At 70.7% G+C, this 23689-nt stretch carries 17 protein-coding genes; 7 read left to right on the top strand and 10 right to left on the bottom strand.

From position 1 onward, the window contains the following. Nucleotides 1–58 precede the first annotated feature (58 nt). Complete coding sequence (locus tag ACN28I_RS25200) at nt 59–376, bottom strand: DUF481 domain-containing protein (RefSeq protein ID WP_420944487.1); 318 nt, start codon at nt 374–376, stop codon at nt 59–61. Beyond that, nucleotides 348–881, bottom strand: coding sequence for a DUF481 domain-containing protein (locus tag ACN28I_RS25195; RefSeq protein WP_420944486.1), 534 nt, complete (start codon nt 879–881; stop codon nt 348–350). Before ACN28I_RS25195 ends, ACN28I_RS25200 begins: the two co-directional genes overlap by 29 nt. Nucleotides 882–954: 73 nt before the next feature. Here ACN28I_RS25195 and ACN28I_RS25190 point away from each other — a divergent pair, with 73 nt between their 5' ends. Genes ACN28I_RS25190 through ACN28I_RS25180 form a run of 3 tightly spaced genes read left to right on the top strand, consistent with a single transcriptional unit; the run spans nt 955 to nt 4929 of the window. After that, nucleotides 955–2658: a mechanosensitive ion channel family protein gene (locus tag ACN28I_RS25190; protein ID WP_420948711.1), complete on the top strand. Its 1704-nt coding sequence runs from the start codon at nt 955–957 to the stop codon at nt 2656–2658. Between the two features lie 46 nt (nt 2659–2704). Beyond that, the gene (locus ACN28I_RS25185) at nt 2705–3448 is read left to right on the top strand and encodes an ATP-binding cassette domain-containing protein (protein WP_420944485.1); all 744 of its coding nucleotides are present in this window, start codon (nt 2705–2707) and stop codon (nt 3446–3448) included. Next, complete coding sequence (locus ACN28I_RS25180; RefSeq protein ID WP_420944484.1) at nt 3445–4929, top strand: glycine betaine ABC transporter substrate-binding protein; 1485 nt, start codon at nt 3445–3447, stop codon at nt 4927–4929. The genes ACN28I_RS25185 and ACN28I_RS25180 overlap by 4 nt, the downstream gene beginning before the upstream one ends. A 176-nt stretch (nt 4930–5105) precedes the next feature. On the opposite strand, the gene ACN28I_RS25175 is transcribed toward ACN28I_RS25180, so the two are convergent. The 3 genes from ACN28I_RS25175 to ACN28I_RS25165 all read right to left on the bottom strand — a co-directional run bounded on the left by ACN28I_RS25175 (nt 5106) and on the right by ACN28I_RS25165 (nt 10023). Further along, the gene (locus tag ACN28I_RS25175) at nt 5106–5942 is read right to left on the bottom strand and encodes a hypothetical protein (RefSeq protein ID WP_420944483.1); all 837 of its coding nucleotides are present in this window, start codon (nt 5940–5942) and stop codon (nt 5106–5108) included. Nucleotides 5943–6009: 67 nt separating this feature from the next. Continuing rightward, complete coding sequence (ppdK, locus tag ACN28I_RS25170) at nt 6010–8811, bottom strand: pyruvate, phosphate dikinase (RefSeq protein WP_420944482.1); 2802 nt, start codon at nt 8809–8811, stop codon at nt 6010–6012. A 189-nt stretch (nt 8812–9000) separates the two neighbouring features. Then, nucleotides 9001–10023, bottom strand: coding sequence for a kinetoplast-associated protein (locus ACN28I_RS25165; protein ID WP_420944481.1), 1023 nt, complete (start codon nt 10021–10023; stop codon nt 9001–9003). Nucleotides 10024–10334: 311 nt separating this feature from the next. On the opposite strand from ACN28I_RS25165, the gene ACN28I_RS25160 reads away from it, so the two are divergent. Then, a complete protein-coding gene (locus ACN28I_RS25160) occupies nt 10335–11228 on the top strand; it encodes an SIR2 family NAD-dependent protein deacylase (RefSeq protein WP_420944480.1) in 894 nt (297 codons plus the stop codon). Between the two features lie 76 nt (nt 11229–11304). Here ACN28I_RS25160 and ACN28I_RS25155 read toward each other — a convergent pair whose 3' ends face one another. Next, nucleotides 11305–12270: a COX15/CtaA family protein gene (locus ACN28I_RS25155; protein ID WP_420944479.1), complete on the bottom strand. Its 966-nt coding sequence runs from the start codon at nt 12268–12270 to the stop codon at nt 11305–11307. Between the two features lie 430 nt (nt 12271–12700). Continuing rightward, complete coding sequence (locus ACN28I_RS25150; RefSeq protein ID WP_420944478.1) at nt 12701–15451, bottom strand: sigma 54-interacting transcriptional regulator; 2751 nt, start codon at nt 15449–15451, stop codon at nt 12701–12703. Between the two features lie 780 nt (nt 15452–16231). On the opposite strand from ACN28I_RS25150, the gene ACN28I_RS25145 reads away from it, so the two are divergent. Continuing rightward, entirely contained in the window at nt 16232–17026 is a 795-nt protein-coding gene (locus ACN28I_RS25145; protein ID WP_420944477.1) for a hypothetical protein, read from the top strand. A gap of 15 nt (nt 17027–17041) precedes the next feature. Here ACN28I_RS25145 and ACN28I_RS25140 read toward each other — a convergent pair whose 3' ends face one another. Together ACN28I_RS25140 and ACN28I_RS25135 are read right to left on the bottom strand one after the other, a co-directional pair. Beyond that, nucleotides 17042–18835 (bottom strand): FG-GAP-like repeat-containing protein, encoded by a 1794-nt coding sequence (locus tag ACN28I_RS25140; protein ID WP_420944476.1) that lies wholly within the window; start codon nt 18833–18835, stop codon nt 17042–17044. 175 nt (nt 18836–19010) lie between these two features. After that, nucleotides 19011–20423 carry an NAD-dependent succinate-semialdehyde dehydrogenase gene (locus tag ACN28I_RS25135; protein WP_420944475.1) on the bottom strand — a complete coding sequence of 471 codons (1413 nt, stop codon included), beginning with the start codon at nt 20421–20423 and terminating at the stop codon, nt 19011–19013. A gap of 431 nt (nt 20424–20854) precedes the next feature. Between ACN28I_RS25135 and ACN28I_RS25130 the strand changes: the two genes are divergently transcribed. Beyond that, complete coding sequence (locus ACN28I_RS25130) at nt 20855–22279, top strand: hypothetical protein (RefSeq protein ID WP_420944474.1); 1425 nt, start codon at nt 20855–20857, stop codon at nt 22277–22279. 145 nt (nt 22280–22424) lie between these two features. Beyond that, nucleotides 22425–23123 (top strand): class I SAM-dependent methyltransferase, encoded by a 699-nt coding sequence (locus ACN28I_RS25125; protein ID WP_420944473.1) that lies wholly within the window; start codon nt 22425–22427, stop codon nt 23121–23123. A 28-nt stretch (nt 23124–23151) separates the two neighbouring features. Here ACN28I_RS25125 and ACN28I_RS25120 read toward each other — a convergent pair whose 3' ends face one another. After that, on the bottom strand, nt 23152–23625 hold the full coding sequence (locus ACN28I_RS25120; RefSeq protein ID WP_420944472.1) for a DofA protein: 474 nt from the start codon (nt 23623–23625) through the stop codon (nt 23152–23154). Between the last annotated feature and the right edge of the window lie 64 nt (nt 23626–23689).

The following is a 23689-nucleotide window of genomic DNA, read 5'->3' as shown; positions in this document are numbered from 1 at the left end:
TTGTAGCCCGCTGGCAATGAAACGTCGCCGGCATGGCTCCGGGCCCGGAGGAGCCTGCTCAGAATTTTACGCCCATGGCCGAGCGCAGTTGCGTGTCGAACCGCGACACGGTGGCGGGCGGGTCCGCGTCGTAGGTGAGGATGAAGCCCATGCTGAAGGTGAAGCGCTCGTTGGGCTCCACCGTCAACATCGTCTCGTTGAGCACCCGCACGTCCGCGAACCGCGTCAGCCGCGGCTGCACGTAGAGCGTCTCCACCAGGTGCATGTTCTCCATCAACTTCACCCGGCCCATCACGTAGCTGCTCAGCCGGGGATCCAACCGCTCCCGGCCCGCGTCCGGCTCGCCGTCATTGCGCAGCTGCTCGTACTCCAGCATCGCCGCCGCGCCGAGGATGAGCGACCCCGCCTCCGAGCTTCCACAGCGTGAAGCGCGGCCCCGCGCCCACCAGCCCTCGCAGCCGCAGCCGCCGGAAGGCATCCAGCTCGTGCTGCACGAACGTCTCTCCCGCCAGCCAGTCCGCGAAGCGGTAGCGGTAGCGCAGGTGCTCCAGGAACTTGCTGACGAGGAGCGTGTCCTGGGCATAGCCGTACTCGCCGCGCACCACCCCCAGCAGCGTGTGCTTCTGCGTGCGCCACTGGCCCAGCACCGCGCCGCGCACCACCACCATCTCCGTGCTGCCCGTGCGCCAGTCCAGCGACAGCTCTCCGCTCCCCGACAGGCCTGACGGGGACGCCGCTTCGTCGAAGAGCGCCTGCACGTTGACGATCTGCGCCGCCGCCTCCACGGACGTCAGCAGCACCAGCGCGAGCAGCCACGGGCGCGCCGTCCCGCGCCGCTCGCTTGCTGTCCGGGGGGGCGAGTGAATGTCATTTTCCTTCATTTGATTTGAGCTCAAACTAGTTTAAAGGACAGGGGAGTGCCAGTGGGGAAGGGCACCGTACCGGGAACCGATGATGCTCCGAAACCTCGCCTTCACCCTGTTGCTCCTGCTGTTGCCGCCCACCGGACTCGCGCTCGGGGCCGCTCCCGGTGCCGCTGCCGGTCCCACGCTGAACGAGGGGCTGGGGGAGCCGCCCGCCGAGGTGGATCGCCGTACCCCCGCGGCCACCGTGGCGGGCTTCCTGGAGGCCACGCACGCGCGGGACGGCGCCCGCATGCCGCACTACCTGTGGCTGTCCCACCTCCCCAAGGAGCGGCAGCAGGCCGAGGGAGAGCGGCTCGCGCTGCGGCTGATGTTCGTGGTGGACCGCACGTTGTGGTTCGACTTCTCGCGCATCAGCCAGGAGCCGCAGGGGGACCCGGCGGACGCGCTGTACGACACCCTCGGGCAGGTTCCGCTCGGCCGGGGCGTGCGGGACATCCGGTTGCGGAAGGTGAGCGGACCTGGGGGCGAGCCCGTCTGGGTCTTCAGTGAGGACTCGGTGCGTGCCATCGACGCGCTCTTCGAGGCGCACGGCTCACCGTTGCAGGAGGCGCTCCCCGCCTTCCTCCTCCTGCGTCCCTTCTGGGTGCTGGAGCTGTGGCAGTGGCTGGGGCTCGTGCTGCTGGTGGGGGCGGCGGCGATGGCGAGCCGGCTGCTGGAGAAGGTAGGCCTGCGGCTGAGCGCCCGCGCCGTGCGGCTGACGAGCTCCGGCTGGGATGATCAGGTGTTCTCGGCGGGCGAGGGTCCGCTGCGCTACAGCCTGCTGGCGCTGCTGGGCTCCCTGGGCTCGCGCGTGCTGCTGCTGCCTCCGCCGGCGCAGCACGGGGTGGACCTGGCCGCGCGCTCGCTGGGCATCGTGTCGGTGGCGTGGTTCGTCCTGCGCTTCGTCAAGCTGTCCGCCCACTACATCGAGCAGAAGGTGGTGCGCGACTCCGGCGCGGGCGCGGACGTGGGGCGGGTGAGGGGACTGCGCACGCAGCTCGTGGTGATGCGCCGCATCGTCGAGGCGGCCACGTATGTGCTCGCCATCTCGCTGTTGCTGTTGCAGTTCGAGGCGGTGCGCAACGTGGGCGTGTCGCTGCTGGCGTCCGCCGGTCTCGCGGGCCTGGTCATCGGCCTGGCCGCGCAGAAGTCCATCTCCACGCTGCTGGCCGGCATCCAGCTCTCCATCACCCAGCCGGTGCGCATCGGCGACACCGTCATCGTGGAGAACGAGTGGGGGTGGATCGAGGAAATCACCCTCACCTACGTGGTGGTGAAGGTGTGGGACCTGCGGCGGCTGGTGGTGCCGATGACCCACTTCCTCGACAAGCCCTTCCAGAACTGGAGCAAGGTGTCGCCGGAGATATTGGGCACCGTGGAGCTGTACGCGGACTACAAGACGGACGTGGCCGCGGTGCGCGTGGAGCTGGTGCGCATCCTCCACAACGAGGGCCGCGAGCTGTGGGACGGCAAGGCGCAGGGCGTGCAGGTGACGGCGTGCACCGAGCGGGCGATGATGCTGCGCGCGCTGGTGAGCGCCGCGGATTCGGGCAAGGCGTGGGACCTGCGCTGCCTGGTGCGCGAGAAGCTCATCGCCTTCCTCCAGAAGCAGCCGCAGGGACTGCCCGTGCTGCGCGCCGAGGCCAGCTTCCCAGCGCAACCGGCCCTGACGCTCGCGAGCCCCGCGGCTCCGCTGTCCGCCGTGAAGCCCGGGGAGAACGTGGTGGCGGCGCCGGGCACGCGGCCCGGGTAGCCGATTGGCCGCCCCGAGGTGTCACCCATCGCGGTATGACTCGGGCGTGTTCGTGCTCGAACAGGTGTCCAAGCGCTTCGGCAGTACCCCGGCCCTGCATCCGCTGGACCTGCGCATTCCCGAGGGCCGCACCACCGTCCTCCTCGGTCCGAGCGGCTGTGGCAAGTCCACGCTCGTGCGCTTGATGAATGGGCTGCTCCGGCCCGACACCGGCCGCGTCCTCTTCCGGGGGCAGCCCCTGCGCGACGAGGACCTGCTCACCGTCCGCCAGCGGATGGGCTACGCGCTCCAGGGAGGTGGGCTCTTCCCGCACCTCACCGCCGAGGGCAACGCCACCCTGATGGCCCGTTACCTGAAGTGGCCCCCGGAGCGCGTCCAGGCCCGACTGCGCGAGCTCGTCGAGCTCACCCGTTTTCCTCCGGACGCGCTCGGCCGCTACCCCGGCCAGCTCTCCGGAGGCCAGCGCCAGCGCGTCAGCCTCATGCGTGCGCTGATGCTGGACCCGGACGTGTTGCTGCTCGACGAGCCGCTCGGCGCGTTGGATCCGATGATCCGCTACGAGCTGCAGGGGGACCTGCGCGACATCTTCGCCCGGCTCGGCAAGACGGTGGTGCTCGTCACCCATGACCTGGGCGAGGGCGCCTTCCTCGGGGAGCACGTGGTGCTGATGCGCGAGGGCCGCATCGTCCAGCAGGGCCCGCTCGCGGAGCTGGAGCGCGCTCCCGCGGACCCCTTCGTCACCCGCTTCTTCCAGGCGCAGCGGCTGCCTTTCGGGGGACGCCAGCCATGAGGGTGCTCGCCGCCTGTGTGGGGTTGCTGCTCGCCGCGTGCTCGGGCGCCGCGCCGGACGGCCCCACGGTGCGCGTGGGCTCCAAGAAGTTCACCGAGTCCGTCATCCTCGGGGACATGGTGACGCAGCTCGCGCGGAGCACGGGTGTCCGGGCCGAGCACCGGCGCGAGCTCGGCGGCACCCAGGTGCTCTGGCAGGCCCTGCGACGCGGGGAGATCGATCTGTACCCCGAGTACACCGGTACCCTGTGCCAGGAGATCTTCGCCGGCCGCGCGCTGCCGGATGACGAGTCGCTGCGCCAGGCGCTCGCGGCCGAGGGCCTGCGGATGAGCGCGCCGCTGGGCTTCAACGACACCTATGCACTGGGCATGAAGGAGGAGGAGGCGGAGCGGCTGGGCATCCGGACGCTGTCGGACCTGCGCGAGCACCCGGAGCTGCGCTTCGGCTTCAGCAACGAGTTCATGAACCGGGGCGATGGCTGGCCCGCCCTGCGCTCCCGTTATGGGCTGCCCCAGCGGGAGGTGCGCGGGCTCGACCATGATCTGGCCTACCGGGGCCTGGAGAGCGGCGCCATCCAGGTGACGGACCTGTACTCCACGGACGCGGAGATCGCCTACTACGGCCTGCGCGTCCTGGAGGACGACCTGCGGCACTTCCCCGCGTACGACGCGGTGCTCCTCTACCGGGAGGACCTGGCCGGGCGAGCCCCGGAGGTGGTGGCGGCGCTCGGCCGGTTGGCGGGCCGCATCTCGGAGCCGGAGATGGTGGAGCTCAACGCGCGGGCGAAGCTCCAGCGGGTGCCCGAGCGGCAGGTGGCGGCCACGTTCCTGGAGCGCGAGCTGGGACTGGTGGTGACGGTGCGAGGCGACAGTATGCTCGCGAGCCTGTGGCGCCACACGCGCGAGCACCTGTTCCTCGTGGGCCTGTCGCTGCTGGCGGCCATCGCGGTGGCGGTGCCGCTGGGGGTACTGGTGGCGCGCAGGCCGAGGCTGGGGCGGGGCGTGCTCGCGCTGGCGAGCATCATCCAGACGGTGCCCTCGCTGGCGCTGCTGGTGTTCATGATTCCGCTGCTGGGCATTGGCGCGCGGCCCGCCATCGTGGCGCTGTTCCTCTACAGCCTGCTGCCCATTCTGCGGAACACCGCGGCGGGGCTCACCGGGATTGCCCCCGAGGTGCGCGAGTCCGCCGAGGCCCTCGGCCTGCCGCCCGGTGCGCGCCTGCGGCTGGTGGAGCTGCCCATGGCCGCGCCGTCCATCCTCGCCGGCATCCAGACCTCGGCCGTCATCAACGTGGGCACCGCCACCCTGGGGGCCTTGATCGGTGCCGGGGGGTACGGACAGCCCATCCTCACCGGCATCCGGCTGGATGACACCTCGCTCATCCTCCAGGGGGCCGTGCCCGCGGCGGTGCTCGCGTTGCTCGTCAGCGGCCTGTTCGAGCTCATCGAGCGGCTCGTGGTGCCCCGGGGGCTGCGGCTTTAGGGATGGCGGTGGGCGGGGACCTTCCGGGCGCGGACTTCCAAAAGGTGTCCGACAGTTGGACAGCTTTGTGAAGCGCGCGCCCGGGAGAGTGCTGGGCGGCACGCCGGACTCGGACGCGAGCAACTGGTCCGATTGTTGGACCAGTTGGTGAGGCGCGCGCCCGGGAGGTGGCTGGTTCAGACGGTGCGCCGGGCCCGCTGCCGCCGGGCCGCCTTCACCGCCAGCAGCAGCACGAGCAGCGGTACCCCGAGCACCACCGGCCACAGCCAGAGCGGAGGCGCGGCCTGCACCACTGCGCGCAGCTCCGTGCCCTTGCCGGCCGCGTCCACCAGGTCCACCAGGCTGTACTTCCACTCCACCGTGTCCTTCTTCTCGTTGAGCGTGCCGTTCGTCTCCGGGATGGTCTGGCCGTGCACGCGGACGATGTAGAAGTGGTTGCCCAGCAGCGCCCGCGCCATCTGCGTCCCGAAGTCCCGGGCCGCCCGCTCCGCGGCTTCGTTCGTACCGCCAGGAGCACCGGCCGTGTTCTTCGGCTCGCCGAAGCTCTGGACGTAGACGTACTCGCCGAACCCGCGGCGCTCGATGCGGAAGGCCAGCTCCGCCTTGCCCTGGCCCTGCTTCGCCTGCTTCGCCGTGGCGCTCTGCTCCATCGCCCGTTTCTGCAGCTCGCCCAGCCGGGTGGCGTCCCTCACCGTCAGGTCGTACACGAGGTGCTGCTGCCCGTTCTCCTCGTACTCCCGGAACTCGAACTTCGTCACGTCCGGGTCCTTCTTCAGCTCGGCCTCGGTGGTGCGGGCGTCCGCGCGCATCTCCTCGAGCGGGTCCTTCCCCTGTGACCGCGCGAGATCGATGAACGTCCTCGGCAGGCCGATGTCGAACACCACGCGCCCCGAGCCATCGGGGAGGATCCAGATCTCCTGGAGGAGATCGAAGCAGCCGGTGAGCGTGAGCAGCACCAGCGGGGCGAGCAGCCAGCGCAGGCGCGGTGAGGGACGGACGGTCGGTGAGGTCATGGAGTCTCCCGGACGGGAGATCTACCACCGAGCCGCCCGTCCGGGATCAATGACCTGCAGCCCGGGTCTACGTCTCCAGCTCGAGCGCGGCGTGGGCCGCGGCCAGGCGCGCGATGGGCACCCGGTAGGGCGAGCACGACACGTAGTCCAGCCCGATGCGGTGGCAGAAGGCGATCGTCTTCGGGTCTCCGCCGTGCTCGCCGCAGATGCCGATGTTCAGCTTCGGCCTCGTCCCCCGGCCCAGCTTCACCGCCATCTCCATGAGCGCTCCCACGCCCCGCTGATCGAGCGTGGCGAAGGGATTCTCCGGGAGGATGCGCTTCTGCAGGTACTCGCTGAGGAAGCCCGTCTCCGCGTCATCCCGCGAGATGCCGTAGGTGGTCTGGGTGAGGTCGTTCGTCCCGAAGGAGAAGAACTGCGCGTCCTGGGCGATCTGATCCGCGGTGAGCGCGGCCCGGGGAATCTCGATCATCGTCCCCAACTGGTACGCCACCTTCATGCCCTGCTCCTTCATCACCGCGCGGGCCTCGGTCTCGAGCAGCTCCTTCTCCACCCGCAGCTCGTTGCGGTGCGCGATGAGCGGAATCATCACCTTGGGGAAGACGCGCACGCCTTCCCGCGTGCACTGGCAGGCCGCCTCGAAGATGGCCCGCACCTGCATGCGGACGAGCGCCGGCAGGTGGATGCCCAGCCGCACCCCGCGCAGGCCCAGCATGGGGTTGGTCTCGCGCATCGACTCCACCGCCTCCAGCAGGCGCCGCTTCTGGGCGAGCCGCTCCTCCAGTTCCTTCGTCTCGGGCTTGCCCTTCAGCAGCTCCAGCCGCGTCTCCAGCTCGGTGACGTCGTGCAACAGCCCGTCGTGGTTGGGGAGGAACTCGTGCAGGGGCGGATCGATGAGGCGGATGGTGACGGGCTGCCCATTCATCGTCCGGAACAGCCCGAGGAAGTCCTCGCGCTGGAAGGGGAGCAGGGTCGCGAGGGCCTCGTCCCGCTCCGCGTCGGTCCGGGCCAGAATCATCCGCTGCACGTGCGGCAGGCGCTCCGTCTCGAAGAACATGTGCTCGGTGCGGCACAGGCCGATGCCCTCGGCGCCGAGCTCCCGGGCCGTCTCGGCGTCACGCGGGTAGTCCGCGTTCGCGTACACGCCCATCTCGCGGAAGCCGTCCGCCCACCGCAGCAGCTCGAGGATGTGCTCGTCCTTCAGATCCGGGATGACGGTCTCCAGCTTGCCCGCGAAGAGCTCGCCGGTGGTGCCGTCGATGGAGACCACCTCCCCCTCGCGGATGACGCGCCCGGCGATGGTGAGCTGCCGTTTCTCGCAGTCCACCTCCATCGCCGAGACGCCCACCACCGCGGGCTTGCCGAACTGGCGCGCCACCAGCGCGGCGTGGCTGGTGCGTCCGCCCCGGCTGGTGAGGATGCCCTGCGCCGCCAGCATGCCGTGCACGTCGTCCGGCTTCGTCTCGGGACGCACCATGATGACGGCCTTCTTCTCCTCCTTGCTCCAGCGCTCGGCGGTGTCGGCGTCGAAGGCCACCACGCCACTGGCCGCACCCGGCGACACGTTCAGCCCGGTGGCCAGCAGGTCTCCCCGCTCCTGGGACGCCTTCTTGTCGGCCGGTGCGAACTGGGGGTGCAGGAAGAAGTCGATCTGCTCCGGCTTCACCCGGAGGACGGCCTCCTGACGGGTGATGCGCTTCTCCCGCGCCAGCTCCACCGCGATGCGCACCGCCGCCTGCGCCGTGCGCTTGGCATCGCGCGTCTGCAGCATCCACAACTTGCCCTCCTCGATGGTGAATTCGACGTCCTGCACGTCCCGGAAGTGCCGCTCCAATTTCTGGCAGTGCCGCTCCAGCTCGGCGTAGAGCTTCGGGTGCAGCTCCTTCAGGGCGGCGATGCGCAGCGTGGGCCGCGTCCCCGAGACCACGTCCTCGCCCTGGGCGTTGGAGAGGTAGTCGCCCTCCATCTCCCGCTCGCCCGTGGACACGTTGCGCGTCGTCACCACGCCGGTGCCGGAGCCCTCGCCCCGGTTGCCGAACACCATGGTGACAATGTTGACGGCCGTGCCCAGGTCATGCGCGATGCCCGCCGCGTTGCGGTAGTCCACCGCGCGCTTGCCATTCCAACTGCGGAACACCGCCTCGGTGGCCAGCCGCAGTTGCTCGATGGGCTCCTGGGGGAAGTCCCGTCCCGACTTCTCGCGGATGATGCGCTGGAAGGCCTGGGTGATGGCCTTCAGGTCCTCGGCGGGCAGCGCCGCGTCGTTCTCCTGGCCCCGCTGGCGCCGGTACTCCTCCAGCACGTGCTCGAAGGGCTCGTCGGGCAAGTCGAGCACCACCGTGCCGAACATCTGCACCAGCCGACGGTAGGCGTCATAGGCGAAGCGCTCATCCCCCGTCTCGGCGGCGAGGCCCTCCACCACCGCGTCGTTCAGCCCGAGGTTGAGGATGGTGTCCATCATCCCCGGCATGGAGAAGCGCGCGCCGGAGCGGCAGGACACCAGCAGGGCGTTCTCCGGGTCCCCGAACGAGCGGCCCGCCCGCTTCTCCAGCTTGCGCAGCGCCGCGAGCTCCTGCTGCCAGAGGCCCTCGGGGAACTGGCTCCCCGCGGCGAGGAAGGCGTTGCAGGCCCGGGTGGTGACGATGAAGCCGGGCGGCACGGGCAGCCCGATGCGCGTCATCTCGGCGAGGTTGGCCCCCTTGCCGCCCAGCAGCTCCTTCATGTCCCCGCGGCCCTCGTCGAAGAGGTACACCCACTTCTCCCGCGAGGTCTTCTTAGAGGCAGTCTTGGAGGCGCGGGCGAGCCGGGGCTCGGGGCGGGCGCGGCGGCGATTCTTGTTGGGCGGAGTCTTCCGGGCGCGGCGGGGCATGGTGAGCAACTCCGTGAAAAAAGCGTGGAAACCACGCAAGGGGAGTCGCAGCACTTGCCGTGCCAGCCGTACTTCAGGGCGATCAACCGTCGCCCGGTGCGCAATTCCCGCGGCCCCCGCCCTCCAAGCTGGGGGCGCGCCGCCCGAGGGCGCAAGTTCTGCCTGCTCCCTCGGAACCTGGAGCTCCCACTACTTGCCCTTGGTGTAGTCCCGGCTGGCGATGACGCCCTGCACCTCGGCCAGTGCGCGAGCCCCCGAGGCCGACTCCAGGGCCTTCTCGGCGATGGCCTGCACCTGGCGCTTGGCCTCGTTCAGCTCCGTCTGCAGCGCGACAATGGCCTGCGCCTGCTTCGCGTTGGTGTCCTTGAGCGAGGCGATCTCCATGCTGGCCACGCGCTGCGCCGTCTCGGCGTCCTTCTGGGCCAGCGTGAACTTCATCTCCCACTCGGACTTCACCCGGTTGCCCGCGATGGCCGCCGCCGTGTCCGTCTCCTTCTTGAGCACCAGCGGGAACTCCGACACCTGCTTGCGCAGCTCCTCCAGCTCCTTCTCGCGCAGCTTCAGCGCCTCCTCGCGCACCGCCCACTCCTTCTCCAGCTTCTCCTTGCGGTCCCGCTCGGCGGCGGCCTGCACCCGCATCTGCTCGGCGAAGGCGTCCTGCTCCTTCTTGCGCGAGAGCTGCATGCCGTAGGTGTACTCCTCCTCGGCCCGCTTGCGCGCCAGCTCCATCGCGTCCCGCTCGGCCGCCAGGTCCTGCGCGAACTTCGTGCGCGTGTCGGCGATCTCCTTCTGCAGCCGCTCCATCTCCGCCTGCAGCTCCTCCTTCTTGCGGTCGTACTCGGCCACCAGCACGTCGAGGGCGCTCGCGGCGATGTCCTGGCCGTGCAGGGCCGTGAGCTCCTCCGTCTTGAGCTTGATGGCCTCGTCGAGCTGCTTGAGCTCCTCCACCAGCGCCATGACCTGCTCGTTGATGCCGGCCAGCGTGCGGTTGATGGTGAGGCCCGCCTCGGTGACCTTCTTCACCGCGGACTCCGCCGTGAGGCTGGAGACATCCGTCAGCACGCTCTTGGCGTGGGTGGTGCGCGCCTCCTGCTCCTTGGCCGAGACCACGGGCTTGTTGCGGTTCTTCCGGGCCAGCTCCTCGAAGGCGGCCTTGGTCTGCTCGGTGGTGCGGCTGCGGGAGGCGTTGCGGGCGGCGGTGCGGGTAGCCATGTGTGATGCTCCAGGTTGGATGCAGGCCCTCCCAGGTAGGGCCTGGGTGGGGCGTGGGAGTGCTCGGCCCCCTCTCGGGCGGCCATGCGTCAGTCATACCCAATGGGTCTGACATTCCCCGGGCTCCGAGGAGGCTCCCGGAGAGGGTTTTCCGCACCAGACCTGGGATGTCAGACCCACCCCTCCACGCAACCTCGCTGGTGCGGTGGGAAATGGCCTACGTACGGGTGCGCTTCAGTCCTCTGCGCGAGCATTCGTCGTTACGTAGAAGTCGTGGCCACGCGGCCCGTCCAGCAGTCCTTTGAGTCTTCATGAAGAACGATCGAGACTGCGGGCTGCTCCATCCACCGCCAGGAGCGCGGGAGGTGACCGTGATGAGCCAGGAACTTCGCCGTGCCGCCGAGGTGCTCCGCTCCGCCGAGGCCCTCATCATCGGAGCGGGGGCCGGGATGGGGGTGGACTCGGGGCTGCCCGACTTCCGCGGCACCGAGGGCTTCTGGCGCGCCTACCCGGCCTACGCGAAGCTCGGGCTCGACTTCGCCTCCATGGCCAATCCCCAGTGGTTCCGGAAGGACCCCGAGTTCGCCTGGGGCTTCTACGGCCACCGGCTCGGGCTGTACCGCGCGACGACTCCCCACCCCGGGTTCGAGCTGCTGCGCACCTGGGCCTCCCGCATGCGGCATGGCGCCTTCGTCTTCACCTCCAACGTCGACGGCCAGTTCCAGAAGGCGGGCTTTCCCGAGGAGCGCGTCCTCGAGGTCCACGGCTCCATCCACCACGTGCAGTGCCTCGGCTCCTGCCAGGGGATTTCTTCCGCCGCCCCGTACTCGGTGGAGCTGGACCCCGAGACGTTCCGCGCCCGGCCATCCCTGCCCGCGTGCCCGCGCTGCGGCTCGCTCGTGCGGCCCAACATCCTCATGTTCGGGGATTGGGGATGGGATGCGTCTCGCACCGAGGACCAGGAGCAGCGGCTCTCGGAGTGGCTCGAGGCGGTGACGCCCGGCTCCCTGGCCGTCGTCGAGTGCGGCGCGGGCACGGCCATCCCCTCGGTGCGGCACTTCTGCGAGCGCGCGGTGGCCGCGGGGAAGGGGACGCTCATCCGCATCAACGTGCGCGAGCCCCAGGTGCCCTCGGGAGGAATCAGTCTGCCCCTGCGCGCGCTGGAGGCACTGCGGGGGATTGCCCAGGAGATGGAACGCGGGTGACGCAGCCGGGGGTCAACCCGGGGCCTCAGATACCCTCACCCCGACCCTCTCCCGGAGGGCGAGGGAGAGGAGGGGCTCAGGTGGGCGAGGGGGCGGGGGCCGGGTGCTCGTCGGCCCTCGGCGCTCCCTCGGCCAGCCCCGCCGCGCCCAGCCGCAGCAGGACGATCCACACCACGTCCGCCATCAGCAGGTGCACGAGCTGCATCCACACCGGCGCCAGCAGCACCAGGTTCACCAGCCCCACCACCAGTTGCATCCCGTAGAGCACGCCGAGCTGCATCGCCGCCTGCTTCACTTCCGGCGAGGGCCTCAGCCGCGCCACCGTCGTCGCCGAGAACACCACCAGCGCGCCCATCAGCGCCGCCAGCACCGGGTGCAGCACCCTCAGCCGCAGCAGCACGTGCGCCGTGGGCGAGATGTCCTGGCGGAACCCGTCCGCCAGACTCGATGCCGGGAAGAGCGTGTCGCCCAGCGCGGCGATGGCCCCGCTCACTCCCAGCACCAGCAGTCCCACCACGCTCCCGCCCACCAGCCACCCCGTCAGCCCCTGCTGCCGCCACGTCAGCCGCTCCCGGCCTCCCGCCCACCAGCACGTCAGCGCCATCGCCCCCACCAGCAGGAACGTGTTGATGAGGTGCGCCGCCATCCACCACGCCCGCGCCAGCGACTCGTTGCCCGCCACCATCTTGAAGAGCACCAGCCCCGCTCCCAGCGCCGCCTCCGTCACCATGAAGACGAGCGAGAACACGGCCGCCTTGCGCACCGGGTGCCCCTTCGCGTGCGCCCTCAGCCCCCACACGCACAGCACCACCGCCAGAATCATCGCCAGCCCGCTCGTCACCCGGTGCGTGTACTCGATGAGGGTTTGCAGGGTGGGCGCGCGCGGCACCACCTCGCCGTTGCACACCGGCCAGTGGTCTCCACACCCCGCTCCCGAGCCGGTGGCGCGCACGAAGGCGCCCCACAGCACCACGGCCAGCGTATAGAGGAGGGTGGACCAGCCAAAGACGCGGAAGCCACGGGAGGACACGGAGGAGCTCATCGTCGCTCCCCTCCCTAGCCCACTTCGTCCCCGGCTGCCTCCCTCGCGAGCCCTTCGCTCCCGACCCCGCCCGGCTGCCCGGCCGCTTCACTGCCAGCCATATCCATCACGCATCCGGAGTCCCCCTCCGCTTCCTGGATATGGTTTTGGATAGGGTCGGCCGCTCCTGGATGAGCCTTGGATGATTTCCAAATGGCCTTCCGGGGCCCGAAAGCGTTGGCACGCCCCCTGCTAGATGTGTTCTCGACAACGATTTTGAGTTCGGGCGCCTTGGTGCCCGAAGCGCTCCGTGGGTCGGAGGCCCCCCCACTTCGGCCCACGAGCGCATCTTTTCACGGCTGAAGTCGTAGCCATGCACCGCGGGTCGGGTTCGCCCCCTGTCCTGGCCCGCGGTGTTCTTTTCCCCCCTCAGGCGTTCGCGGCTCCGGGCTCAGCCCGTGATGCGCAGCCTGTCCGCCCCCAGCACCGCCGGAAGCGAGCCGAAGGCGAGCGAGCGCTCGATGACGTTGCGCAGCTCGCGCACGTTGCCCGGCCAGGGGTGCGCCACCAGCGCGGCCAGGGCGTCCGGCCCGAGCTGCGGCGGCTCCTGCCCCTCGGGGGTGAGCTGGCCCACGAAGTGACGCGCCAGGGCGATGATGTCCTCGCGCCGCTCGCGCAGCGGGGGCACCCGCACGGGCACCACCTGCAGCCGGTAGTAGAGGTCCTCGCGGAAGCGCCCCTCGCGCACCAACTGCCCCAGGTCCCGGTGCGTGGCGGCGATGACGCGCACGTCCACCTGCGCCGGCCGCGTCTCGCCCAGGGGGAAGATTTCTCCGTTCTCCAGGAAGCGCAGCAGCTTGGGCTGCACCTCGAGCGGCAGCTCTCCAATCTCGTCCAGGAAGAGCGTGCCCCCGTGGGCGGCGCGGATGACGCCCGGGTGGTCCGTGGCCGCGCCGGTATAGGCGCCGCGCCGGTAGCCGAAGAGCTGGCCCTCGAAGAGCTCGCGCGGCACCGCGGCGCAGTTGAAGGCCACGTAGGGACGATCGGCCCGGGCCGACAGCCGGTGGAGCGCGCGGGCCACCACCTCCTTGCCGCTGCCGGACTCGCCGGTGACGATGACGGTGGCGCGCGAGCCGCTCAGCCCCGCCAGCTCCGTCTTCAGCTTGCGCATGACGGCCGAGGCGGCGATGAAGCCGGGCACCTCGGGCGCGCCCTCGGGCTCGCGCAGGGGGGCTTCCGTCTGGGCGAAGCCGCGCAGCGCGGCCACCTCCAGCGCGAAGCCCGCCAGGCGCGCCAGTGCGCAGATCAGCGCCCGTCCGTCCGCGGGCAGGGGGCCCGCCACGCCCACGCGCAGCCGGCGGCCACACCCGTCGCCGAACTCCACCCACTCGCTGGCGGGGTCGCTGGCCGCTCCCAGCAGCGGCGTGGCGCGGCCCTGCGAGTCCAGCTCCTCCAGCCGCGGTCCGCGGCCGGGGAAGAGCCCCTCCAGCACCGCCACCAGCTCGCGCTGGATGAGGGAGGCGCCCATGCCGCGCACGGAGAGCCGCTCGAAGGGCACTGCCAGCGCCTCGGCGCCCAGCCGGGGGGCCGCGTCCGGGGACGGCGCCTCCTGCACGGCGAGGCTGTCCGTGTGGAAGTCCGGGGGCGGGGTGATGCCGTAGCGGCGCAGCTCCTCCTCGCTCTGCTGCTGCCAGACCTCGGCGCCCGGCTCGCCCGCGGCGCGTGCCACCGCGGCGAGCGTGCGGCGGGTGAGGGCGGCCTCGGGCAGGTCCGCCGCGAGGTTGAAGGTGGCCAGCGAGGCCTCCAGCTTCTCGCGCGCCTCGCGCAGGTTGCCCTCGCGGGCGAGCAGCCAGCCCTCGTAGCGGTGGAGCAGGGCGGTGCTCCAGGTGGAGGGGAACTGCTCCAGGATGGCCCGGGCCCGGCGCAGGGCCGTGCGGGACTCCGGCAACTGGCCCGCGGCGGCGCGCGCGCCCACCTCGCACACGGCGCAGTCCCGCCGCAGGTAGGGCCAGCCCCCCAGCTCCAGGACGCGGGCGTGGGTGGCGGCGAAGCCCTCCGCGGCCCGCTGCGCATGGCCGTCGGCCCAGTCCGCGAGCGCCTCCACCCAGCACCCGTAGGCGCGGGTGAGGGCCTGCTGGATGGGGCCGGTGTAGCTCGAGAGCTGGTGGGCGAGCTGGCGGATGTCCGCGTAGCGGCCGGTGAGGTAGAGGAAACGGGCGTGCTGCACCACCAGGTAGTGCGGGGTCCAGCTCAGCTCCTCCACCACCGCGTTGCCCTGCTCCAGCACCGCCTCGGCCTCGGGGAAGCGGCCCAGGCGCAGCAGGGCGTCCACTTCCGCGCGCGCGGCGAAGATGAAGGAGAAGCACCGGCCCAGCCGCCCGTCGAAGGCCGTGCGGGCGCGGCGCACCTGCGCGAGCGCCTCGTCGGGCTCACAGGCCTCGTCCAACCGGTGCTGCGCGAGGAAGGCGAGGCTGCGCGCCTCCAGCAGGCCATAGCCCAGGCGCGCCGCGGCCTGCGACAGCTCGCGGAAGCGCCGGGTGGCCAGGGAGACCTCGCCCCGGATGGCGGCCTCGTGCGCCAGCCCGTGCGTGGCCATCAACCGCAGCGAGGGGTCCGTCACCTCGGCGAGCGCCTCCTCCAGGCGTCCGTACTGGCGGGCCAGCAGCTCGGGCGCGCCCAGGTAGAAGGCGGCGGCCACCTCCGCGAGGCGCAACTGGCAGCGCACCTCCGCGTAGAGGACATGGGCGGGCCGCAGCAGCGCCTCGGCGCGCGCCACGTGCACGTTCATCTTGCCCGCGTCGAAGATGCGGCCGTCCGGCGAGGCGTAGAGGTTGGCCGCCATCGAGTGCACGTGCACCTCGACGCTCTCGGCGGGCAGCAGGCCCGCGTCGGCCTCGGCCAGGTGGGGCATCAGCACCGCGAAGGCCCGCCGCACGTCCTCGTAACCCCAGCGGTACGCGTAGGCCAGGCCCACCGAGGCCAGGGCCCGTGACCCCGCCGAGCGCAGCTCCCCCGAGGTCAGCAGCTCCAGCAGGGTGTTCTCCGCGGCCCGCCAGTCGGCGCGTTGCAGCAGCGTCAGGCAGGAGGCCAGCCGGGTGCGCTCCTCGCGCGACAGCTCCTGCCGGTAGGGGTTGGGGACCAGGCGGGGAACGGGAGGCAGGGACGGCTGGCCGCCCTCGGCGAGCTGGCGCAGGGCCTCCATCACCCGGCCCCTGGGACGGCGGGCCTGCGCGGCGGCCTCGGGGAGCTTCCCAGCGGTACACCGTGAGGGGCGTCACCCCGAGCTGCCGGGCGAACGCCGCGCGGCTCCGCTCTCCGCGCAGCGCGCGAATCGCCTCGGGTCCCATGGCCTCTGCTTCATTCCTCGACACGACACCGTCCCCTTGCGGCCCCCACCCCGCCTGCTCTTCATCGTTCATCTGGCCGGGAAGGGCAAACCTCGCTGTGGGGCTGCGAACAGGCGGACGCCCCGCATCCATCCCCGGTGGGGACGGGAATCCACCGAATCGTGGGCAGAGGAGGCGCCCCCGGTGTAACACCGGGATGTAACGCCGCCGCCAGGAGACAGCCATGGCTCCGCACCCGCCCCCTCCGCCGCCCGAGTTGCCCCTCCAGAAGCACCTGCGCCGCATGATGGAGGCCCTCGCCGAGGGCCAGAAGCGCCACGCCCACTGGAAGGAGATGTGGGAGCGCCAGCACGCCGAGGAGCTGGAGAAGTGGGCGCAGCGGCACGCCGAGGGGGTGGAGAAGGGGGTGGAGAAGTGGGCCCAGGGGGTGGAGAAGTGGGCGGAGCGGCACGCCCAGGGGGTGGAGAAGTGGGCCCAGGGGGTGGAGAAGTGGGCGGACCACATGGGCTCGTTGGGCGAGCACCTGGAGAAGAAGGAGCGCCGCAAGTGGGAGCGGCGCATGGCGCGGGAGCGGTTGCGCGAGGAGCAGCGGGCCCGGAAGCGGCAGCGGGAAGCTCGAGGAGGCCAACCCGCTGATGGGGTGGGTGTTCGCGCTGGCGGCGCTGGTGATGGCGGGGATGGCGGTCCTCAACGTGCACGAGCTGTGGTGGCTCATCTTCGTGGCGCTGGGCATGGGGGCGGCGTCGGCGGGGATTCTCGGCCGCGCCCGGCAGCACCGGCAGCTCCAGGAGGGGCCGCGGCAGGGCACGGGGGAGACGGCGCGGGAGGCGGCGCCCGAGGCCCCGGGCAAGGGCCAGGCCGAGGCGCCCCGTCAGGCGGAGGATCCGAGGACGGCGCGGGTGGACGGGCTGTGCGACAAGCTGCTGGCGGAGTTTCGCGCGGGGCCGGGGGTGCTGCGGGAGGTGGTGCACCAGCCGGAGCAGACGGTGGAGGGGCTGCGCAAGAGCTGCCACGAGCTGGCGCGCCGGGAGCGGGAGCTGCGCGCGTTGAGCCCGCCCGAGGAGGAGCGCCGGCTGGAGGAGGAGCGCGCGCGGCTGGCGGCGCGGGTGGAGGCCGAGCGGGACGGGGTGGTGAAGGAGCGGCTGGAGGGGGCGTTGCGGCTGTTGGACGAGCAGCGCAAGCAGCGGGCGGAGCTGGCGACGGCGGCCTCGCGGCTGGAGGCCGAGCACATGCGTCTGTATTACACGCTGGAGAACCTCTACACGCAGGTGCTGCGGGTGCGCTCGGCGGACGCGGCGGGAGCGGACGTGGCGGGGGCGGGCCTGCGCCGCAGCGTGGAGCAGCTCGGCCTGGAGATGGACGCGGTGGCCGAGGCCCTGGAGGAAGTCCACCGCGACGCGCCGCCCCCGGAGCGGGTGCGGACACGCTAGCCGCCTGGCCAGGGCTTATGGGTGGCAGGAGCGCAGGAGGCTGAGCTCGTGGGCGTTCAAGCTCGCGTAGCTCACGGCGACCTCCAGCCCGCCATCGCCATCGAGATCCTCGAGGGCCAGGAAGTCGGGAGCCGTCTGGCTCGGGAAGGGGACTGGCGCACCGAGGTGGCCCTGGCCGTCGTTGAACATGACGGCCACGACGTTGGGGGTGAGGGAATACTGGGGGCTGAACAAGCCCTGCATTCCGATGACCACGTCCCGTGCTCCGTCCCGGTCCACATCGCCGACGACGCTCGCTCGTGCTGGAAAGGGCCAGGTACTGAAGCGCCGCGCGGCTCCGAAGGTGCCGTTCCCCTGGTTGAAGAACACGAACACGTCCTGCGCGGAGGTGACCAGCTCCGGCCAGCCATCGCCATTCATGTCGGCGATGCCCAGCGAGCCCGGTCCGGAGGCGGTGATGGCGGAGGTGCCCACCTCCAGGTGCATGGGGGGGCCGAAGGTCCCGTTGCCCGCGTTGAGGAACACGCTCAGGTCCGTGCCATCCAGGATGGCCATGTCGCTCTTGCCGTCCGCGTTCAGGTCGCCCAGGGCGAGACGGCCCCGGGCACTCGTCTTCATGGCGTAGGTGGCCGGGGGGGCGAAGGTGTTCTCTCCCGTATTGAGGAGCACCCGCACGAACTGGTCGCCGGAGGTCACCAGGTCCATCCGGCCATCGCCGTTCAGATCCGCGGCGGCGACCGGGCCCAGCCTGGCGCTGCTCCCCGCGGTGTGCGACGTCTGGGCCGTGAAGGTGCCACCTCCGGTGTTGTGGAAGATCCGGATGTTGCTGCCCTCGACGGTGGCGATGTCCACCCGGCCATCTCCATCCAGGTCCGCGAGGGCCACCGAGGAGAAGTCCCCCTGGGCCAGGCTGTTGGGGGCCGACAGGTGTCCACCGCCCTCGTTGAGCAGCACGTCCACGGAGGTGCCCACGGAGAGCACCTCCGGACGCCCATCACCATTCACGTCACCGGTCGCGAGCTCGGTGGCCCCCAGGGTGTTGCCCGGGGGAGGTGTCAGGGGAAAGCGCTCCTGCTGGGCGAAGGTGGAGCAGCGGGCCACGGCGGGCGGGGTGGGGCTCGAGGCGGGTCCGGTTCCCACGCCGTTGGTGGCCTGGACGGTGAAGGTGTAGGCCGTCCCATTCGTCAGGCCGGTCAACACGGCGTGGCTGTTGCCAGCGCGGCGCGTGTAGCTCGTCTGGTCCAGTGTGTTGGGCTGCTCGACGGTCACGGTGGCTCCACCGGGCTGCGCCGTGACGGTGAAGGATTGGATGCACGTCAGCGTCGCGAAGCGGCCACAGGCGGAGGGGCCCGGGACCGGCGTGGGGCCCCAACTCACGATCGCATAGCCATCTCCCAGCAGTGCCTTCACCCCGGTGGGCGCTCCCGGGGGCGCGGGGAGCACGAGGGGCTGGGAGGGCTCCGAGTCCGGTCCTCGCCCCCTGCTGTTGGTGGCGTACACCTTGAACGTATAGGAGGTGGCGGGAGTGAGTCCCGTCATCCACACGGAGGTCTCCCCACCCGTGGTGACGGTGAGCCCTCCCGGGTCCGCCGTCACGGTGTAGCCGGTGATGGGGCTGCCGCCTACGTCCTCCGGTGCCTCCCAGGTCACCTCCGCCGCACGGGGCTCGGGAGTGTGGAACGGTCCGTTCTGGGCGGTCACGTTCAGCGGGGCCCCCGGTGGGTGGCCGGAGGGCTCGTGGGGCTTCAGGAAGTCGCAGCCGGACAACAGCAACAGCACCGGGAGAAGCGCGACATGCCGCTCATGCATGGGGGACGTCCTGTTTTCGCCGGCCCGGGGATGCGGTGCATCCCTCCTTCAAGAAGGAGGGGAAAGAAGGATGGGCAGGCCGCTGTGGCGGGTCCCCCGGCCGGTGCCCGCGTCCGCACCCTGCTTTATCGTTCATCTGCCTGGCCAGCGCCAGGGAGGTGGACTGCTGGGCGGCCTACTCGCTCGCCTGGGCCTGCGTCTGCGCGGGCGCGGGCCCCGACGGGTCGGACAGGCGCACCGTCTTGATGTTGAGGAACTCGAGCAGCCCGTGGCGCGCCAGCTCGCGCCCGTGGCCCGAGGCCTTCACCCCGCCGAAGGGCAGGCGCGGATCACTCGCCACCATGCCGTTGACGGCCACCGTGCCCGCCTCCAGCCCGTCGATGAAGAGCTGCTGCTCGGCCTCGTCGCGCGTCCACACGCTCGAGCCCAGCCCGTAGGGTGAGTCGTTGGCGATGCGCAGCGCGTCCCGGGCATCCTTCGCGCGGAAGAGCACGGCCACCGGGCCGAACATCTCCTCCGTATAGGCCGGAGAGCCCGGCGGCGGATTGGCCAGCACGGTGGGCGGGTACCAGAAGCCCGGCCCCGAGGGCTTGAGTCCTCCCAGCAGCAGCTTCGCGCCCGCGGCCACGCTGCGCTCCACCTGCGCGTGCAGCCCGTCGCGGATGCTCTCCATGGCGAGCGGGCCCACCTCCGTCTTCGCGTCCAATGGGTCTCCCACCACCGCGCGGCGCATCCGCTCGACGAAGCGGCGCTCGAACTCACCATGGATGGGCTCGGTGACGATGAAGCGCTTGGCGGCGATGCAGGACTGGCCGTTGTTGATGAGGCGCGCCTTCACCGCCGTCTCCACCGCCTTGTCCAGGTCCGCGCTGGGCAGCACCACGAACGGGTCACTCCCGCCCAGCTCCAGCACCACCTTCTTGAGCTGCTGGCCCGAGCGCTGGCCCACGTCGCGCCCGGCGCCCTCGCTGCCGGTGAGCGTCACCGCGCGGATGCGAGCGTCTTCAATCAGCCGGCGCACCCCCGCCACGTCCACCAGCAAGGACTGGAACACCCCCTGGGGGAAGCCCGCGCGCAGGAAGAGCTCCTCGAGCGCGAGCGCGCACTGGGGCACGTTGTGCGCGTGCTTGAGCAGCCCCACGTTGCCGGCCATGAGCGCGGGGGCGGCGAAGCGCACCACCTGCCAGAAGGGGAAGTTCCACGGCATGATGGCCAGCACCGGCCCGAGCGGCTGGTAGCGCACGAAGCTCTTGTCCGGCGGCGTCTCCACCGGCTCGTCCGCGAGGAAGCGCTCGGCGTTCTCCGCGTAGTAGTGGCAGGCCGTGGCGCACTTGCGGGCCTCGGCGCGCGCGGCCTCCAGCGGCTTGCCCATCTCCTGCGTCATCATCCGCCCGTAGGCGTCCGCCTCGCCCTCCAGCAGCTCCGCCGCCCGGCGCATCCACCCGGCGCGCTCCGCCAGCGAGGTGTGGCGAAAGGTGTGGAACGTCTCCTCGGCCCGCCGCAGCCGCTGCTCCACCTCGTCCGGCGTGTGGGCGGGGAAGGTGCGCAGCGTCCTTCCGGTGGTGGGGTCGACGGTGGCGAAGCTCATGGGCTCTCCTCGGGCGGCTCTCCTCCAACGGCGCGGAGTGTGGGCCCGGCGCGCCGAGGCTCACAAGCCGTGTGTGCGGCTCCCGTTCACGCCTTCAAGCGACTTCCGGACAGGGGTGTCGTGCCCCCCGGCCCCCCGGAGCGGACATGGCTGTCATGCCTCGCGCGAATTGCACGAATTCTGATTCATTCTTGAAGCACGAGTTTCAACTTCGACGCGTTATCTCCGAACCCTTTGAAAATCAGGCTTTCCTTTGTTTAATATAAACGTCATGTTTCAGCAGTGACGGCACGTTCGCGAGGGCGTTCCAGTCTTTTCGAGGGCTTGGGGGGTTGGCGCGGTTCCTGCTCTCCGTCCCGCGCAAGTGGAGTGGGCCGGGTGGCAGCAACGTTGCTTCACTGGCCTGGAAGAAACTCTTTTTTGAGGAACTCATGCGCTTCAATCTCCGCCACATCGTCCCGATTGCCCTGCTCTCGCTGGTGGGGTGCGGTGCCGAGACTCCCGTCTCCGAGACGTTGCCTGCCGCGGCTGAGGAGCTGGGGCAGGAGCAATCCATGCTTCAGCTCTCCGACTGCCCGGCCTGCCTGGTGGGGACGGAGGGGGCGCGCTTCGCGAGCGGCTTCGAGCGCGAGCACGTGGTGGACGACGTCTACCACTACCGCATCCGCCTGAGCGTGGGCCGCACGGCCAACGACGTCATCACCCTGCACCGCGTGGTGCGCGAGAAGGCCGCGGGGCGGCCGGTGCGCGCCCCCGAGTCCCTCTTCCTGGTGCACGGCGACGCGTGGAACTTCCAGGGCGCCTTCATGGCCAGCACGCTCTCGGCCGAGGCCGATGACCGCCACTCCATCGCCGTGTACCTGGCGAAGAAGGGCGTGGACGTGTGGGGCATCGATCTGCGCTGGACGCACACGCCCCTGGAGACGCAGGACTTCTCCTTCATGAAGGGCTGGAACCTGGGCACGCACGCCCAGGACGTGGGCACGGGCCTGACGGTGGCGCGGGCGGTGCGGACGCTGACGGGCAGCGGCAACAAGAAGATGAACCTGCTGGGCTGGAGCCGCGGGGCGCTGGTGTCCTACGCCTACATGAACGCGGAGACGCAGCTTCCGCCGGGCCGGCGCCACGTGAGCGGCTTCATCCCGGTGGACATGGTGATGAAGTTCGGGCCCGAGGCCGAGCAGCAGCGCCTGTGGGCCTGCGTGCGCGCGGCCGTGGGCGGCCTGGTGCTGCAGTCGGGCCGCGTCGAGGGCAACCTGTCGGGGCCGGGCGCGGGCATGTCCATCCTCCAGGTGGGGCAGGCGGCCACCTACTGGCCGGACGCCCCCGCGCAGATTCCGGGCGTCGAGCTGCCGCCGATGAACTTCCGGCAGCTCGGCCTCACCGTGGGGGCGGCGACCTTCTCGCTGCTCACCAATGAGGCGTTCGGCATCCAGCCGGCGGTGCCCTTCTATCACTTCACCGCGGGCGCGTTCGGCTCGGACGGTCTGCCGGCGGGGCTGCAGCACGTGGATCCGCAGCCGTTCTTCGACTTCCTCAGCACCGCCCGTCCCTACCAGAGCTTCACGGAGCTGGTGGAGAGCGAGCGGATGATGTGCGGCGATGCGAGCCTGCCGTATGACGACCACCTGGCGCAGGTGAAGGTGCCGGTGCTGTACGTGGGCGCCGCGGGCGGCTTTGGCAGCTACGGCGTGCACAGCACGAAGCTGCTGGGCAGCAAGGACGTGAGCGTCCACCTGGTGCACAAGCCGGGCATGCCCCGCGTCGCCGACTATGGCCATGCGGACCTGTTCCTGGCCCGCGACGCCGCAGCGGACGTGTGGGAGCCCATCTACCAGTGGATGAAGAAGCACTGAGCGCGTGGGGCGTTGCCGTCGCCCCGGTGCCCGGGCCTCGCGGAGACGCGGGGCCCGTTTCTTTTGGGGGACTCCCGGCCTTTGTCCGGCTCCTTAGATTGTGAGCCCTTGCCCGGGATGGCCCCGGGCCAGAGCGAGGGCCGCCGTGGTCGACAACATCTGGACCGAGTTCGCGAGGAGCTATGACGCCATCTGCTCCCAGCTCAACTGCTACCGCCGGATGGTCGCGAAGATTCTGCGCGACACCGAGGGACGCAAGTACATCATCGACGCCGGGTGTGGCACGGGGCTGGTGAGCCAGCCGCTCGTCGAGCGCGGGCACACGGTGGTGGGCTTCGACAACAACCTGGCGATGCTCGAGCTGGCCGTGGGCAAGCAGGCCCGGGCGCCCGAGGAGGCACGCCGGCGCTGGAAGGTGATGGAGGGGGACGTGCGCACCTTCCCCCGCGAGGTGCCGGGCGAGGCGGACGTGGTGCTGCTCAACAACGTCCTCTTCTACGTGCGCGAGCCGGAGGAGGTGCTGCGCCAGAGCCTCGAGCACCTCAAGCCGGGCGGTGTGGTCATCACCACGGGGCCCCGGCAGCGGCCGGACCTGCGCAAGGTGATGGTGAATTCCATCGAGGAGTGGAAGGCGGAAGGGCGCTGGGACGAGGCGCTGCAGGCCGCCACCGCCTACCACGTCGACGTGACGCGCCGGCTGGTCACCGATCCCAACGAGATGGTGACCTTCTTCGAGCCGGACGCGCTGGTGGACACGCTGCGGCGCCTGGGCTTCTCGCGCACGCTCGCGGCCGACAGCGACGACTACTACGGCGAGAACTACTACGTCTGCATGGCCCGGTAGGCGCCGGGCCCCGCGCCCCCTGCTGGGGTCAGGCGAGCAGCCCCAGCAGGCGCGCGTCGTGGATGATGCGGTTGCCGTCCACCTTCAGGCGGCTGGTGAGGAAGGGGGCGATGTCATCCGCCTTCTTGTGCAGGCGCGCGTAGTTGTTGTCGTAGATGCGCGTCACGATGAGCTGCGCCGAGGCGATGATGCGCTGCAGGTTGTGCTGCAGCTCGTTGCCCTCCATGAGCAGGTGGAGCTCGCAGATGTACTTGCGGTTGTCCTCCAGCAGCTTGAAGAGGCCCTTGCGCTGCTCGCCGTTGGGCACCCGGGCCTTGGCCCCGGTGGTGATGACGACGGAGAGCTGTTGGCGGTACGCCTCGTAGGACTCGCGGAAGCGCTTGTCCACGACGAACAGGTCCTGCGGGCTGGGCGGCTGCTCCCAGCGGATGAAGAAGACCTTGTTGATGAGGCCCGTCTTGAAGTTCGGAGGAGTAGCGGTAGCGGTAGCGAAAGCATTCATGGGGACATCACTCCCAAGATCTGGCCGGGAAGGGCGCCCGGAAACGTTATTCCGAGCGCCTGAC

Source organism: Archangium gephyra, from assembly GCF_049060025.1.
GTDB lineage: Bacteria > Myxococcota > Myxococcia > Myxococcales > Myxococcaceae > Archangium > Archangium gephyra_A.
The sequence above is the reverse complement of the archived record's forward strand: the minus strand, read 5'-3'. Positions and strand labels throughout refer to the sequence as shown.

What these genes read in the sequence shown, in the direction of transcription:
- ACN28I_RS25200 (WP_420944487.1), bottom strand. Translation starts at nt 376, where the DNA reads ATGCTGGAGTACGAGCAGCTGCGCAATGACGGCGAGCCGGACGCGGGC.
- ACN28I_RS25195 (WP_420944486.1), bottom strand. Translation starts at nt 881, where the DNA reads ATGAAGGAAAATGACATTCACTCGCCCCCCCGGACAGCAAGCGAGCGG.
- ACN28I_RS25190 (WP_420948711.1), top strand. Translation starts at nt 955, where the DNA reads ATGCTCCGAAACCTCGCCTTCACCCTGTTGCTCCTGCTGTTGCCGCCC.
- ACN28I_RS25180 (WP_420944484.1), top strand. Translation starts at nt 3,445, where the DNA reads ATGAGGGTGCTCGCCGCCTGTGTGGGGTTGCTGCTCGCCGCGTGCTCG.
- ACN28I_RS25175 (WP_420944483.1), bottom strand. Translation starts at nt 5,942, where the DNA reads ATGACCTCACCGACCGTCCGTCCCTCACCGCGCCTGCGCTGGCTGCTC.
- ppdK (WP_420944482.1), bottom strand. Translation starts at nt 8,811, where the DNA reads ATGCCCCGCCGCGCCCGGAAGACTCCGCCCAACAAGAATCGCCGCCGC.
- ACN28I_RS25165 (WP_420944481.1), bottom strand. Translation starts at nt 10,023, where the DNA reads ATGGCTACCCGCACCGCCGCCCGCAACGCCTCCCGCAGCCGCACCACC.
- ACN28I_RS25160 (WP_420944480.1), top strand. Translation starts at nt 10,335, where the DNA reads ATGAAGAACGATCGAGACTGCGGGCTGCTCCATCCACCGCCAGGAGCG.
- ACN28I_RS25155 (WP_420944479.1), bottom strand. Translation starts at nt 12,270, where the DNA reads ATGAGCTCCTCCGTGTCCTCCCGTGGCTTCCGCGTCTTTGGCTGGTCC.
- ACN28I_RS25150 (WP_420944478.1), bottom strand. Translation starts at nt 15,451, where the DNA reads ATGGAGGCCCTGCGCCAGCTCGCCGAGGGCGGCCAGCCGTCCCTGCCT.
- ACN28I_RS25145 (WP_420944477.1), top strand. Translation starts at nt 16,232, where the DNA reads ATGGGGTGGGTGTTCGCGCTGGCGGCGCTGGTGATGGCGGGGATGGCG.
- ACN28I_RS25140 (WP_420944476.1), bottom strand. Translation starts at nt 18,835, where the DNA reads ATGCATGAGCGGCATGTCGCGCTTCTCCCGGTGCTGTTGCTGTTGTCC.
- ACN28I_RS25135 (WP_420944475.1), bottom strand. Translation starts at nt 20,423, where the DNA reads ATGAGCTTCGCCACCGTCGACCCCACCACCGGAAGGACGCTGCGCACC.
- ACN28I_RS25130 (WP_420944474.1), top strand. Translation starts at nt 20,855, where the DNA reads ATGCGCTTCAATCTCCGCCACATCGTCCCGATTGCCCTGCTCTCGCTG.
- ACN28I_RS25120 (WP_420944472.1), bottom strand. Translation starts at nt 23,625, where the DNA reads ATGAATGCTTTCGCTACCGCTACCGCTACTCCTCCGAACTTCAAGACG.